This is a genomic window from Paenibacillus sp. FSL H7-0331, assembly GCF_001956045.1.
Genome location: NZ_MRTH01000002.1, coordinates 358,563 through 373,427, shown reverse-complemented (window position 1 = coordinate 373,427; position 14,865 = coordinate 358,563). Strand labels below are relative to the sequence as shown.

General features: G+C 44.7%; 15 protein-coding genes. 2 read left to right on the top strand and 13 right to left on the bottom strand.

The window, feature by feature from the left end; genetic code table 11:
* Nucleotides 1-22: 22 nt before the first annotated feature.
* The 9 genes from BK127_RS04455 to BK127_RS04415 all read right to left on the bottom strand — a co-directional run bounded on the left by BK127_RS04455 (nucleotide 23) and on the right by BK127_RS04415 (nucleotide 9,187).
* On the bottom strand, nucleotides 23-1,213 hold the full coding sequence (locus tag BK127_RS04455) for a DegT/DnrJ/EryC1/StrS family aminotransferase (protein ID WP_076228786.1): 1,191 nt from the start codon (nucleotides 1,211-1,213) through the stop codon (nucleotides 23-25).
* Nucleotides 1,214-1,269: 56 nt separating this feature from the next.
* Nucleotides 1,270-2,304 (bottom strand): Gfo/Idh/MocA family protein, encoded by a 1,035-nt coding sequence (locus tag BK127_RS04450; RefSeq protein WP_076228785.1) that lies wholly within the window; start codon nucleotides 2,302-2,304, stop codon nucleotides 1,270-1,272.
* A gap of 65 nt (nucleotides 2,305-2,369) precedes the next feature.
* Nucleotides 2,370-3,701, bottom strand: a complete 1,332-nt coding sequence (locus BK127_RS04445) for an extracellular solute-binding protein (RefSeq protein ID WP_076228784.1) — start codon at nucleotides 3,699-3,701, stop codon at nucleotides 2,370-2,372.
* 525 nt (nucleotides 3,702-4,226) lie between these two features.
* The gene (locus tag BK127_RS04440; protein ID WP_083689046.1) at nucleotides 4,227-5,435 is read right to left on the bottom strand and encodes an N-acetylglucosamine-6-phosphate deacetylase; all 1,209 of its coding nucleotides are present in this window, start codon (nucleotides 5,433-5,435) and stop codon (nucleotides 4,227-4,229) included.
* 125 nt (nucleotides 5,436-5,560) lie between these two features.
* Nucleotides 5,561-6,292, bottom strand: coding sequence for a spermidine synthase (locus BK127_RS04435; RefSeq protein WP_076228900.1), 732 nt, complete (start codon nucleotides 6,290-6,292; stop codon nucleotides 5,561-5,563).
* A 172-nt stretch (nucleotides 6,293-6,464) separates the two neighbouring features.
* The gene (locus BK127_RS04430; RefSeq protein ID WP_076228783.1) at nucleotides 6,465-6,890 is read right to left on the bottom strand and encodes a VOC family protein; all 426 of its coding nucleotides are present in this window, start codon (nucleotides 6,888-6,890) and stop codon (nucleotides 6,465-6,467) included.
* Between the two features lie 65 nt (nucleotides 6,891-6,955).
* Nucleotides 6,956-8,158, bottom strand: a complete 1,203-nt coding sequence (locus tag BK127_RS04425; RefSeq protein WP_218638993.1) for a serine hydrolase domain-containing protein — start codon at nucleotides 8,156-8,158, stop codon at nucleotides 6,956-6,958.
* Nucleotides 8,159-8,393: 235 nt separating this feature from the next.
* A complete protein-coding gene (locus BK127_RS04420) occupies nucleotides 8,394-8,723 on the bottom strand; it encodes a DUF3892 domain-containing protein (RefSeq protein ID WP_076228782.1) in 330 nt (109 codons plus the stop codon).
* 167 nt (nucleotides 8,724-8,890) lie between these two features.
* Nucleotides 8,891-9,187, bottom strand: coding sequence for a DUF2325 domain-containing protein (locus tag BK127_RS04415; RefSeq protein WP_076228781.1), 297 nt, complete (start codon nucleotides 9,185-9,187; stop codon nucleotides 8,891-8,893).
* 259 nt (nucleotides 9,188-9,446) lie between these two features.
* Here BK127_RS04415 and BK127_RS04410 point away from each other — a divergent pair, with 259 nt between their 5' ends.
* Both BK127_RS04410 and BK127_RS04405 read left to right on the top strand, forming a co-directional pair.
* Entirely contained in the window at nucleotides 9,447-9,746 is a 300-nt protein-coding gene (locus BK127_RS04410; protein ID WP_076228780.1) for a hypothetical protein, read from the top strand.
* A gap of 195 nt (nucleotides 9,747-9,941) precedes the next feature.
* Nucleotides 9,942-10,466 carry a stalk domain-containing protein gene (locus BK127_RS04405; protein WP_076228779.1) on the top strand — a complete coding sequence of 175 codons (525 nt, stop codon included), beginning with the start codon at nucleotides 9,942-9,944 and terminating at the stop codon, nucleotides 10,464-10,466.
* Between the two features lie 632 nt (nucleotides 10,467-11,098).
* Here BK127_RS04405 and BK127_RS04395 read toward each other — a convergent pair.
* From BK127_RS04395 to BK127_RS04380, 4 genes are all read right to left on the bottom strand, one after another.
* Nucleotides 11,099-12,226 (bottom strand): ABC-2 transporter permease, encoded by a 1,128-nt coding sequence (locus tag BK127_RS04395; protein ID WP_076228777.1) that lies wholly within the window; start codon nucleotides 12,224-12,226, stop codon nucleotides 11,099-11,101.
* The gene (locus BK127_RS04390; RefSeq protein WP_076228776.1) at nucleotides 12,216-13,100 is read right to left on the bottom strand and encodes an ABC transporter ATP-binding protein; all 885 of its coding nucleotides are present in this window, start codon (nucleotides 13,098-13,100) and stop codon (nucleotides 12,216-12,218) included. Before BK127_RS04390 ends, BK127_RS04395 begins: the two co-directional genes overlap by 11 nt.
* Nucleotides 13,075-13,485, bottom strand: coding sequence for a GntR family transcriptional regulator (locus BK127_RS04385; RefSeq protein WP_076228775.1), 411 nt, complete (start codon nucleotides 13,483-13,485; stop codon nucleotides 13,075-13,077). The genes BK127_RS04390 and BK127_RS04385 overlap by 26 nt, the downstream gene beginning before the upstream one ends.
* 181 nt (nucleotides 13,486-13,666) lie before the next feature.
* Nucleotides 13,667-14,860, bottom strand: a complete 1,194-nt coding sequence (locus BK127_RS04380) for an oxalate decarboxylase family bicupin (RefSeq protein WP_076228774.1) — start codon at nucleotides 14,858-14,860, stop codon at nucleotides 13,667-13,669.
* Between the last annotated feature and the right edge of the window lie 5 nt (nucleotides 14,861-14,865).

Below are 14,865 nucleotides of genomic sequence, written 5' to 3'. Positions count from 1 at the left end.
AACCTCCATTTCTTCACAGGAACTAAACCGATTGTACGACCTTTCGGATTGCCTTTGCAATATCTTCCATGTCTTGTTCATTTCCTAACAAAACATTTTGCGCCAGCCACATCGCTTCTTTCTCACACGCTCGTTCAGCAATCGGGCAAGAATCATGACGAGCTGTTCCTGTCAATTTGTATACGGCCTCGGAAATCGCCCGGTTCTGGTTCAATGCGACATAACCTTCATGAACGGGAATGCCTTCCGCATTGAGTTTTTGGCAAAATTCACGTTTACTGAGCTTCTCGGCCAGTTCCTGATGCATTTTAAAAATATACAGGTGATAGGCGTGCCGCGTTATTTGCGGATCTGCATCCAGCGTACGAATACCATCAATATCCCGCAGCATTTCGTTCAACAGGCGCGCATTCTTTTCGCGAGTGACCATTTGCTGTTCCATTCTGCTGAGCTGACCGATAAGAATAGCCGCTTGAAATTCTGTCATGCGCAGATTCCAGCCTACGACCTCGTGCTGATACCATTCACCTTTACGAATACGTCCTGCGTTGATCAAAGACCAGGCCTTATCTGCCAATTCCTCATTGTTGGTTAGAATCATTCCGCCTTCACCGGAGTTAATATTCTTGGAGGACTGGAAGCTGAATGTGCCCAAATCGCCAATCGTCCCTACACCTGCACCATTATAGCGGGCGCCCACCGCTTGCGCCGCATCCTCAAGGATTCGCAAACCGTGTTTATCCGCGATGGCTTTAAGCTTCGTCATGTTAGCCACAGCCCCACCGATGTGAACCGGTATGATCGCTTTAGTCCTTGGAGTGATCAAGGCTTCCACTTTGTCAGGATCGATAAGCAAGGTGTTCTCTTCCACATCCGCGAATACCGGAATCGCACCAAACATCAGCGGTGCTGCAGCTGTAGCGTAAAATGTGTATGGAGGCACGATAACCTCATCCCCCGGCTCGACACCAGCGGCTTGAAGCGCTACCGTAATAGCTACGGTACCATTCACAACCGTTACTGCATGCTTGGCATCATGAAGCTCGGCAAACAGCTTTTCGGCTTCGGGCAGCTTGTTGCGATTGGCTCCTCCCCATTGACCCGAATGCAGTACCTCAAGCAGCAGCCGTTCCTCCAGATTGTCAAAAATCGGCCACTCCGGGAAAGCTTTCGTTCTGACAGGTGTTCCTCCGTCTATTGCTAAATGGGTCATTTTCGTTCGCTCCTTAAGAAATTCTCATGAGTACAAGAAGACTTCATTAACAAAGGCTATAACTTGATTTCTTTACCGAGCCTCGCCGACTCGTAAATCGCAAGTATCAAATCAACCGGTTTCCTTGCTTCTTCTCCATTTACATGCGGCTCACGGTTATCCCGGATGGCCTGTATCATATCGTCAACGTAAAAGTAATGACCGGCTGTGGAAATTTGCGACGGATTACTGCTCGACGACAGACCCAATGTATCTTCATACTGCGGAGCCGGTTCTTCCTGCCCCTTGAAAATCCACTGCTTGATCCCCTCGTCTCCGAACTCGATGGTGCCTTGGTCTCCGTGCAGCTCAAATCTTGTTTCCTGGCCCGGATATACCGAGGTTGTGCCCTGGATGATGCCGAACGCACCACTTTTATATTTCAATGCCACGACAGCTGTATCTTCTACCTCAATTTCCCTTGACAGCGCTGCGGAATACGCGAAAACCGACTCAACATCACCCATCAGGTACTGGATGAGGTCCACACCGTGAACACCTTGGTTCATCAAAGCGCCGCCTCCATCAAGCTTCCAGGTTCCACGCCAACCGCCGCTCTTGTAATATTCGGGACTCCGGTAATATTTCAAATACGCATTGCCAAGCACCGGTCTGCCTATCTTGCCTTCTCGTATCGCCTTATGAGCATGCAGCATAGCCGGCATTAAGCGTCTTTGAAATACACAACCCAGCTTCACATCATGTTCACGACAAGCGTTAATCATGGCAGTCATACCATCAGCATGAATATCCAGCGGTTTTTCGCAAAGAACGTGTTTGCCTGCTTGCGCTGCAGCAATAGTCACCTCACTGTGTGCACCGCTTGGCGTACATACACAGACAACATCAATGTCCGCAAGCTTCAGCAGCTCCTCATAATCGGTGAACAATTGAGGGGTCGAGCCCGCCTCTTCTGCCAATGCTTGAGCTCTATCCAAGCTATTATCAGCAATGGCCACTAATTGTGCATCGGGATGTCGACGGATCGATTCGGCATGATGCCTTGCTATACTTCCTGCACCCACAATGGCGAATCTGATTGTATCGGGCATATTATCACCTCATGTTGCAACCTACCCGGCCTACATAACCGGGTAAGCATGCTGTTTTTAATTGCTTATTCAGCCAGATGACCTGCTTTTTTCAAAATGTCGTTCGTTTCTTTGGCCGCTTCATTCAGGAAAGCCTTCATCTTATCAGGGTTATCCACGAATGACGGATCGGTGAAACCTTTCGTTGCGATACGGTCTGCAAACTTGGTCAAAATTTCATCAAACTCGGCAATGGCCGGGTACATCTGTAATTCCTGTTTTGTAAAAAACGCTTTGTATTGCGGGTATTCCTTGTACAAATCATTCAGATCCAAATCGTCACGCGGTGGCAGCCAGCCACTCATTGCAACCATTTGCTTATGATTCTCAGGCTTGGTAACGAAGCGAATAAAATCCCATGCAGCATCTGCTTTGGCCTTATCTGTACTGGAAACATAATAATTGATCAAGCTGATAACATTCGCTTTCAACGGAGCCGCATCATAGTTCAAATCAGGTGCTTTTTTCTTGGTATCTGCGATCACATTGGATTCACGAATATAAAATGCTGCCGCTTTTGTCTGGAAGGCTTCCGTATCGTGCTTTACCTTCGGGTCGTCTGTTTTAAACTTATGCACCATATCTACGTACAGCTTCAAGGTCTGATATCCAGCTTCCGTGTTATAATCAGCTTTGAATTTGCCAGGCGATACTTCTTTAACGATACTGCCTCCGCGCTGTGCTAATATATTCCAGAACTTCTCCCCGGTACCGCTGCCCCCACCACTAAGACGAAGACTCATGCCCGCACGTTCGAGGTTCCCGGAAGCGTCACGTTTTGCCAGCTTTTGTGCATAATCCAGCAAGTTATCTACGGTTGGTGGTTCTGTAAGGCCCGCTTCCTTCAACATATCTTTATTATAATAAATGGCACCGGAGCCCATGAAGGAGGGTACGCCGTATGACTTGCCACCGACTACTGTCGTATCCACGATTAATTTTTGATGAATTCCTGAGTTATTTTGTTTCACCAGATCATCCGGGGTGGTTTGCAGCATTTTGCCTTCAATGTAGCGAAGCGCCAGGTTTGGATTTAATGGAAGAATATCTGCAGCACTTTTGGATGGCAGAGCCGCTGCTACTTTCTTTTCGTAATCGCGAAGCGGGAATGAAGAGATTTCGATCGAAACGTTGGGTTTTGTTTTTTTGTAGTCATCAGCCATTTTTTTGAAAAATGGGTCCAGTTCAGGCCACCCTGTCCAGATCGACAAGCTTACTGCCTTTCCGTCGGCGGCGCTTGTGCCAGGCTGAGCAGCTCCTCCAGTTGAAGTATTACTTGAGCTAGAACATGCGGACAGCATAGCTGTTAAAACCAACATGCCTGCGAGACCACCAGAAACTAATTTTTTAGATGCCATTTACGACCACTCCTCTAAGTTATTGGTGTAACCAACTTCCGGCACTTCCAGATACGATGAAACTAAGGTACCGAACACGGTGTACGCTGCTCATCTCAGCTCTGGATCACATCTCCTTTTTCTGAATACATGATATATTGAGACGGTCAAATAATTTGAACCGGTTCAAATTTTATTTAAAAAATAATATTTCTTAAGTTGAAACTTTTATGTTAGTTATAATAACATTAAATCTCGAAAAAATGCAATAATTAATTTTATTTTAGCAAATATATAACATACAAATAACATAATGAGTGACTTATATCGAGATGTTGTTGTGTTTGTTGTGTATGCATGGTTAATCATAATGATTTTCCAAAAAGTAAAGCCAAACCGTAAGCGTTTACAAAATGAATTAAATAAAAAAGGTACCCTCTATACAAAAAAAACTAATTGAAACAGTCACTCATATTTGAACCGTTTCAATTAGAAATTATAGCTCTTATGTTGTTGTTCGTCAATAAGATGTTTTTTACAAATTCATCATGTCTTCGCAGCTGAAAATATCGTTTCTCCTCGTTTGATAACTGTCTGCAAGTTGAGCTTGTCCTCGGCTTCATTCCAAGTAAACGTTAGGATATCCGCAAGTCCATTTGTTTGTACATCACCAATGAGCGGTTCACCTATTAGACGTGCCGGGATCAACGTAGCTAACTTGAAAGCTGTCTGTAGGTCAGATTGCGTAAATCGCCTAAAATTTTGCACGCATTCCGCAAGTGAGACCGCCGCTCCTGCTAGAACAAGTGGATTAGCCACAGTTTGCAATCGTCCCGAAGGAAGTAATTCGACTTCTCCCCCTACATGCGTCTTATAAATTCCCGGCTGCATATAAGCTAGATGGACAGCATCACTGACGAGCACGATATGATTATTTTTGGCTCGCGCCATGACTTTGACCACAGATGGGTGCAAATGATGTCCATCGGAAATGATACTCGGTATCAAACGCTCTTCAGCTAATTGAGACCAAATATAGTTTGGATGCCTAGGCAGGTGCGAATGAGCTGCGTTCCCTAGATGAGTCGACATTCTTGCACCTGCATCTACAGCTGCCGTAATTTCATCATGGCTTGCCGCAAAATGTCCGATACATACTAAAATTCCTGCTTGGACAAGCTTGTTAATCATGGGAACAGCCCCACTTCGTTCCGGTGCCAAAGTTACCATACGAATCCGACCGCCGGCAGCTTCCTGCCAAGTGCAGAATTCCTCCCAATCAGGATCCTTGACATGTTCAAGGGGATGAGCGCCTCGCGGTCCATCTTGCTCAGATAAATATGGCCCTTCCAGATGGATGCCCAATATACAGCTGTCAATGAAAGGGTCACGCTCACAAGCCAATCGAATGGCTGTCATGCTGCTATGAATTTGTTCAAATCCGGCCGTAATCACCGTGGGACAAAAAGATGTCGTACCGGATTTCAACACCTCTCTTGTCATGAGACCAATCGCTTTCACACGCTGCTCCAAATCGGCTTCAGCCATATTTAAATCATAGCCGGCAAAACCATTAATTTGTAAATCAATCAGACCCGGGGCAATCCACAGCTCCTCTTTGGTTCCGTCAATCTCTTGTTTCTCAGCAGGAATAATACGATGAATGCGTTCGCCAATTGTTTGAACATAAACGTATTCGCCGGTCGTAACCAGCCTTCCATAAATTTCGCGGCCATTCGTTTCGATTGTAAACACTCCTTCATCCAGCCAATTTTAACTTCATCTACACAACATTGAGGTGCTGTGCCTATTCAAAAAAGATTATCGCCTTTAATCTTAAAGGTGTCAATTATCCATAATTCTAAATGTTGTCCATTTTGCTACAGTGATCTTCTGGAATCATGATCCCGGATGATATGTCCCGGACTGACCTCAATCTCAACAAAACCAGCCATTTCGCGTGGTTGGAATTCGACGCGCTTATTGCTGCCAATAACGACCATATTCCTGATGTCAGTCCCCTTCTCTGCGGGTAGTGAAAATACTTTTGAATACACATACGTTTCTCTGAGCGTGGTATGTATGGCATTGATCAGCTTATCATTTCTCGATTTCCCCATTAAATTCATGATGAGTGCTCCCTGGCTGGTAAGCTTTTGCTTAGTTAATTCGAAAAAATCTGTCGTTGTGAAATGAAACGGCGTTCCCTTTTTGGTAAACGCATCCAGAATAATATAATCCAACGTATGGTTGTCTTCATTCTCAAGAAGCTGACGCCCATCTCCCACTGCAACATTATTGGGGAGGTATCCAAAAAACGATCTGCTTAACTCCACGACCTTCTCGTCAATTTCCGCTACTGAAAATCTCTTATCTGAAAAGTGACCCGCGATCGTCCCGATTCCATGTCCGATGACGAACACATTATTGAACAACGGTTGATTAAAATTCATCATATGTATAATAGCCCTCGGGTATTCGAGCACGATACGTTGTGGATCATTCAAATCGATTGCACCTTGTACAGCATGATCTGAAAACTGTAAAAAACGAAATTTGCCTATCTCTCCATATAACTGAGTAGCCTCGTATACGGAAATTTCATGATTCATACTATGTTCCTTGGCTAATAAATGCAAAATATCAATCTCCTTTAATGCATGGGTAGCAGCATCTCAAATAAGAGCATATGTACAGAAAATATTAAACCATATTAACACAGAATGCTTCCAAAAAAAATGCAGTGCAGATATTGATCTGCACCACATTTTGGTTTTATAACTTTTAAAATTGACCTTCAGTGAAAATTTGAAAAGTAATACCGAACTTATCCACTACACTTCCATATGCAGGGCTAAAATGGGTTTCTTGCAGCTCCATTATCACTTGGCCATCTTGCTTTAAGGCTTCATAAATCTTGCTTGATGCATTCTTGTCTTTGTTTACGATACAGATCGTAACTTGATTTCCTTGATGATGAGGTTGTCCAGGGAATGTATCCGACAACATAAGGTCGGTTTCGCCAACCTTTAACATGGCGTGTCCAACACGTTCTTTGAGCTCTGCCGGTATAGGAAAATCAGGATTATCCGGCATTTCCCCAAAAGATTGCATAAAAAGCAGCTTGGCATCCAATGCTTGCTCATAAAATTGAATAGCTTCCTTCGTATTACCATTCAATACTAGATAAGGGACTAATCGCGTTGTCATAAATAAACAGCTCCTTGGTCGTGAAATTTTTATGATGTTCAACTGAACGGTTACTGTTAACTGTTTTAGTCATCGATCGCTTGATAAGCCGATGTCCAATAATCAAGAAAAACACTGGGAGGAGCAGGGGAATCCATCAGACGCTGGGTCATCACAATCCCGATCATATTTTCCTTAGGGTCGGTATAAGCCGACGTGCCTGTGCCTCCATTCCAACCGAATCTTCCAGGCGTATCGGACAGATCACTCCTCTTGAGACTGACAGCCACACCGAACCCCCAGCCGCTGTGGTCCCCGAAAAAGATACGGTTGTTTGCCTTCATCTCCGCTGTCAGATGATCAATAGTCATGAGCTCAATGGATGGTCTGGACAGGATGCGCTCTCGACCGTACTGGCCTTTGTTCAGCATCATCTGGCAAAAAGCCAAATAATCGTCCACGGTCGATACGAGTCCGCCACCTCCGGAGGGAAAGGCAGGCTTGCTGCTCCAGCGGCTGTTAGCGGGTTCATCATGAACCATGGGCGCTCCGGAATCCGGATGTGTCATATAGCTCGTTGGCAGTCTGTCCAGCTTGTCGGCAGGTACGCTAAATCCGGTGTCCTTCATTCCAAGTGGTTCAAAGATGCGTTCGTGTAAAAATTGCTCCAGCGGCTGGTCTGCCGCACGTGCAATCAGCACACCGAGTATCTCCGAGCCCGTGTGGTACATCCAGTTCTGACCCGGTTGATAGACCAATGGCAGACTGCCGAGACGTTTCATCCATTCATCTGGCGAATGAGCTGGCGGGTTCGGGCCAGGAGCGAGTCCTGCCTCGTCCATCGCCTTCTGAATCGGATACATGCCGGGCGGTGCCATAACGACCCCGATTCCCAACTGAAAGGTTAACAGATCGCGCAGGGTAATGGCACGCTTTGCGGGTACGGTGTCATCGAGCGGGCTGTCGAGCCGCTTAAGAACCTGACGATCAGCCAGTTCAGGCAGCAGTTGATCTACGGGCTCGTCCAGCCGAAGCCTGCATTCCTCCACCAGAATCAAGGCCGCTGCTGCGGTGATCGGCTTGGTCATGGAGGCGATGCGGAAGAGAGTATCCCGCTGCATGGATACATCGCTGCCGAATGCCTGCTTACCGATTGCATCGACATATACGTCCTCTCGACGGCTGACCAATGTAACCATCCCGGATATCTCGCCGCGCTCGACATAGCCAGCCATAATGTCATGCATACGGCCGAGCCGCTCCTTCGACAAATTTCGAGCACTCATCATGGACTCACTCCTTAACATCATCTCTTCGCTAATCGCTTAGGTTTTATTCATGATGGATAAGCAAGTTCAATCCTAGTATAACAGGCATCTTATTTCTGGATTTCTTATCGATTGCGAAATTTTATCGAGTGCAATAACTGGTATTTTTACTCCGCACCAGTCAGAGCAGCACAAAGAACCGGAAGTAAATAAGTTCCTTCCGGGTTAAAGCTCTTTGAACTCCAATCTTTCTTCCCTAAAAGGTAGGCAGATTATCCAAATTGTTGGATTGTACACCATCTGGCTCACTTCGCAAAATATCACGGCCATAGCGGTGAAATACGTCCACATGAGCAAGTGCGCCTGACTTCGCCTCATTCACAGCAGTCACATAATCCAGCTCACGCCCTGCTGACGTTTGGATCGCGATAATATCGCCATCAGCATTTTTACGCACAGCTACGATGGACTCTTTACCGTCAGTTGATTGGTTAGTTAATTGTTCCTGCGTCGCCTGCAATTCACCTTGCTGCCGGTACTCCTGATAAATTTGTTCATAATTGGGCTTGTTAGATTCTTCATTCATCCTGATCACCTCAATGGTTAGGATACGCCAAAGGCGGCCCTTTTATTATAAATAAACCCTTATCCAATTAAATCTGGAAAAGGGTTTACGGATGTTCATCGTATTTGATTGTTGTCACCAGCCTTTATGTTTAATAGGATAGTCGATTTTCAGCCGTATTTACCCTATCACCCTACAATTTGCAATGCCTTTTCCAAAGCACCTGTAGCGCCAAAGCCATCATGATAATCGATCTTCTTCCCTTTCTTTTCTGCAAGCTCCCGTACAGCCCACATGGAAGTGTGTTTGATCGCACCTTTCAAAATAATAATAACATCTGCTTTATTAATAATACGCAGAAAGTAGCTTTCCACTGAACCGCCGCCCGTTTTACCATTGTGATGCTCCACTATGACCCCGCGCTTCTCACCCATTTTTTTGAACGTATCCGTTTGGCTTCCTCCAATGATGGCAACTATTTTCATATCCGTTTCCCCATTTCATGTAGTCATTCATTTGCTCGTTGTCTAGCTATTATACTTATTTTAACTCAATATCATTAAATGTCAATCGGTATAGTAGGAATTAATGAAATGTTTAAGTGCAACTGCCCGTTAACAATTTTTTATAAAATAATTCATATAACCTGCTTCGAATAAATTCAACGTGGGTAATTATACTCAACTGGGGAAGATGCTCCAGAAAGTTATAGTTACATAACAAAAAATAGATGGAGTGATGATGATGAAGTCTTTGAAAACGAAATTATCCATGTTAGTAGTTGCTGCCGCTTTAATGCTTCCGACAGTAGTTGGTGCCGCAGAGGCGACAACCGATCCGTTGCTGAACACGCCAAATGTGAGCAACACCCCAACAGCGGCGACCTCTCAGTCGATTGGTGAAACGAACATTAGAGGCATTTATGTACCTGGGATTTTCATTTTTAACGCAGATACGCGAATTGCTTATGTTCTAAATGGTGTAGGACTTGTTGTGGTCGACAAATCGACTGCTCTGCCAACTGGCTCTTATTACATAAACTAACAGGCATCGACTTGGCAGTTGATACACTGTGTAAGCAACACCTTTTATCCATACAACAATATACTCTGAAAAGATGACTCCTAAATCACTTTAGGGGTCATCTTTTCCTATAAAACCTTTTGACGGTATCGATGAAACTTCAACGCTCGAAATATGCTATAATCCTAATATTAACCAGCAGATGGAGGTTGGATCATGAAAAAGATAATTCTCGGATTAACGATCGGCATGATGATAGGTTCCGTTACCACTGCCGTTGCTGCCACTCAAGGCGAAGTCACTGCTGTATTTGCCAATTTCATATTTAAAATCAATGGACAGGAAAAGAAGATGGACACGACCCCATTGGTTTATGATGGCACTTCTTATTTGCCAGTGCGTGCCATAGCGGACTTGTTAGGTTATAACGTCAAATATACGACCGAGAGCAGGACGATTGCTCTGGACCAGCCGGCAGTCAAAAGCGAGCCCGTTGATACGGCCAAATGGGTGGCTTTGCGAGAATTAACGTTAGTTCCTGGTATTAAGGTAACCATCTCACCCGGTACCCCTCAAATTAATCTCGAGTATGGTAAACAAAACTTCATTTTTAACCTGCCAAATAGCACGGAAGATGAGAAAATTGCCATTAGCAATCCAGGCAATATCCAAATGCTTGTCAAAGATGGAACCACTTATTTGAATCGCAGTGACTTGGAAAGATTGGGATTACCACATTAAATGTTGAATTGAATGCGCCCACAATATTGGGCGTTTTTTGTCATTTTGCACACATGTTAACCCAATCCCCAACTGCATAATAAGAAAAGCTTCTGATCGGAGCCTATTCGACGAAGATACATTCGTGTTATAAATGTAGCTTTTCTTGCGAGATAAGAATCGTTCAGCTTCGCTGAAAACTTATACATTCTTATCTCTTAAAGAAACCTTGAAGGCATAAGCCCATCAAGGTTCCAAATCCATATTATGATTTCAATTTCACCAGTTGTAGGGCACATTTCATCGATTCCTTACGGAGCAGAATACTTTTAGTATGAGAATCCTCAACGAAAAATGAGTCGCATTTCATCAGGTTGTACAATGCAGCTTTTGCAGCTTCACAAGCCATGGTCTCGCACTGCAGCATATACAAACAGATGCTGTAACAAACGTCCTCGTGCATCTTCAATACCAATAAGCGTTCCTTGATTTCCACCACCAAAATCATTCCCGACGTATTTTTTTCATCTGCTTATGACTTATCCACTATTATAAAGGGTGAAGGATGATCTCGTTAGTACTATCTTTTTCTAGTACCCCCATAAAGCGCTTGATGGTATTGCACTAACTCGCTACTAAAATCTAGGAGTGAGTTAATTTTTTCTTAGCTGCTGCTTGCTTCCGAGCCATTTTTTGATTAAATAATATCCGATACCTGCAGATACCAGCGCCGCCGCATAGTAAATCGCTATATTTTCCAGATATCGCCCATGCTCCGTGCCGTCCGAACCATAATAATGATTACCCACAGTACCTTCCAGCACAGCACCGCCAAATAGAAATGAGCACACCACTACCCCTGCAACCAGGTAGGGACGAAGCTTGTTATTCAACAATACCTTCCCATTGTTCTCGTTTCTGGCTGTGACGGCCATACGGAGCATGCCCCAGACACTTCCGAGCGTAACCAGCAGCGGTACCAAGAAGGACATCATGCCATAATAGGTTAGACGAAGCGACTCTATATATTCCATTGAGCCCCCCCTTTGTAAATCGCTGTTCATATTAATCAACTGACTGATATTGAGCAGCTTTATAGGAAATGAAATATTTTCAAAAAAGCGATTTGCAGCCTGACTAAAAACCCAGGAGTCCGTTAATTTCATCACACCGAAAGCAAAAAAATGTAAGGAAATCGCCTCTTTGATCAGACCGAACAATAGATAAGGAAGCAATAGAAAAATGACGCTAAACGCAACCTGTGAGAAGAAGCTGCCGCCAATGAAACCGAGCCACAACGAAAAGCTGAACACCCCACAAAGTATCAATAATTGGTGAAGATAATAGACCCAGAATATACCATCTGTCAAATAATTATTCAGGATTGTCGTATGTATAACAATCAGCTGAAGTAGCAAGCCGAAGGTAGAAGCACCGATGATATGAACAATACCGAGCATCCATTTGGATAAAAATATATGCTCCCGCTTCACAGGCATCGCATACATGTATTCCAGACTTTGATTCGAACGACTGAAACCAACGAGGAAGGCCGGTAAACCTATGCATATCAACAGCTGCAGCATCGAAACTGTATCCAGCTCGGCATTGAAATAATATTGGAATTTATAATTATTTTTCAGTGAACCTTCAAGGTTCGCTACGACATTGTTGGCGTGACTGTACATTTGGAAGCCACTAAATGCAGCTACCAGCCATAAAGCCCAGAGTATGTATTTCGACTGCTTATAGTGCTGAAACCATAATCCTTTATGAAACATATCCATTCCCCCCCAGCCTGCTAATAAAAAGATCCTCGATTGTCACAGGAAGCTCTTCCAGCAGCAGTGGCTGATTATCCTGTAATAAACGTATCGTGTGGACTGCATTGCTTTTAATCAGCAGGGTCGTCACGCGTCCAACCTGTGATAGCACTTCCACATATTCCTTATCGAATAAAGAGTGGGTCGATACATCCGCGAATGCAACCTGCACTTTTTTGAAGGACTGCTTCACGTCTTCTATGCTGATCATGGAGTCGATCCTGGTGTCTTTCATCATCATGACAACATCGGCTATTTTTTCAAGCTCCTGCAAATGGTGCGAGGAAATGATCAGGGCAAGCTGGCGTTCCGATACTTCCTCAACAAGCAGCTGCATCACCTGTTTTTTTACGATAACATCCAACCCGTTCGTCGGTTCATCCAGAATAATCAGCTTGGACTGAGTAGAAAGGGCCAATATGATAACCAACAATGCTTTCATTCCTTTGGAAAATGAACGTAGTGTCCGGTTTGTTGGCAGTTGGAAGCGGTCCAGCCATGTATAAAAAGCTTCCTGGTCAAATTGCTCGTACATGCTCTGATGCAACCGAACAAGCTCCTTGACACTGTAGCTATTCATCACATTCATCGAATCAGGCACATAATACATCGATTGTTTAATAAGAGGATAGGTGCTCAAATTTACACCTTCTAATAACACCTCACCCTGGTCAGGGTCCAAAATACCTGCCATGATCCGCAGTAGCGTCGTTTTACCGACTCCGTTCCGACCAATCAGTCCTGTAATAGATCCACTTTTGAGTTCAAAGTTAATATCTTCAAGGATCGTCTTTCCATCTATGGCTTTACTTAGATTCTGGACGGTTAACAAGTCCCTCGCCTCCCAATTCATTCATATAGCTGTCTATCCACTGCACCAGCGTATCCCGGCTCACTCCGATGTAAGAAGACTCCACTACAAGCAGCTGTAACGATTGCCGAATTTCGTTGATCCTCTGTTCGTTCCCCTGTACGGGTAATGCTTCTGTGACAAAAGTGCCTTTTCCACGTCGAGTCTCAATAATTTGCTGCCGTTCAAGCTCCTGATATGCTTTACTTACCGTGTTCGGGTTGACGATGAGCATAGAGGCAAGCTCTCTGACAGATAGCAGCTTGTCATGGGGTCTGAGTACTTTTTTGAGGATTAGCTCTTTAATTTGTTGGACAATTTGCTCCCATATAGGGGTCGTACTTCGCTCATCTATATGTATGTGCAAGGCTCTCTTCCTTTCTCTGCTGCAGCACACTCCAAAGAACTATGTGTACTACTACATGTAATACACTTAATACAATAAACACTTGCCTTGCTTTTGTCAACACCCTGTTGATAGACACGTATGCGAAAAAAGAGGCATAAGACCTTATTCAGGGTCTCTGCCTCTTCCTACTTCCAACTCATTATTTGGGTGTATAAGAAAAACCGGGATAGCGGACAACAGGCCATTTTTCCTTGCGCAGCTTATCCAATAGCTCGGAGCCTACATTCAGATTATCACGGACCAGGTCTCTCGGGGTTAGCGCCATCCATTGATTAAGTGATACATCGACAAAACGGTCGCTCTTGAACATTTCCAGAAACCATAACGTTTGGCTGCCTGTATTCTGAATATAATGACCAAAAGCAAACGGTACATAACCAACATCTCCTGCCCGGTAATCAAAGGTGCGCGCTACGCCATTGCCTGCAAATACCGTCATCCGCCCCTGTCCTGTCAAATAATATTGCCATTCGTCATTGTTCGGATGCCAATGAAGCTCCCGCATTGCCCCCGGTTCGAGCTCAACAAGTGCGGCTGCAATTGTTTGAGAAATCGGAAAATTCGAGGAATCGACGATTCTTACGCTCCCGCCAGGTGTTTTAATCGGCGTTTGGGACAGCAGCTCATACTTGAAGCTCTGTGGAATGGTACCATAAGGAGATTGAACGGCCTGGCTTGTAAGCGGACCTGGAACCTGATCCTGATAAATATAAACCTGATTGGTAGGAATGTCGGCAAAGGCACTTTCCGGTACACCAAAATTAGCTGAAAGCACCTCCTTCGGAGTATGTGCGAACCAATCGGAAATCGACAATGTATTCAAGTCGGAAAAGCTGCCATCGTCAAAAACAAGCAAAAATTCGCAGCCTTCTTCCAAGCCTTGAATGGAATGAGGAAGGCCAGCTGGAAAATACCAAAGGTCGCCAGGACCGACATCAGCAATAAAATTCCGTCCTTCCTGATCAATCGAAGTAATTCGCGCCCGTCCTATTAGCATATACGACCATTCTGCCTGCTGATGCCAATGCAATTCACGTACACCACCTGGTGTAAGCCGCATATTGACACCTGCGAGAGTTTTGGCTATCGGTAAATCCCTGACTGTAATTTCACGCGACCACCCCCCCTGATTTAATTGCATATGGGTGTCGGAGAATGAGAATTTCATGTTCGGCAGCAGCCCGGAATCCGTGACTGGTGGAACGAGCATATCCGGATTTTCCATGTCCCGCATCACATCACGTGGGCCAGGATCGGTAGCGCCCGCTCCGTCGCTTCTTATTGGCTGTGGTATGCTTGCGCTCGCCGCTTGTTTCACAGATAAATTATCCATGCATC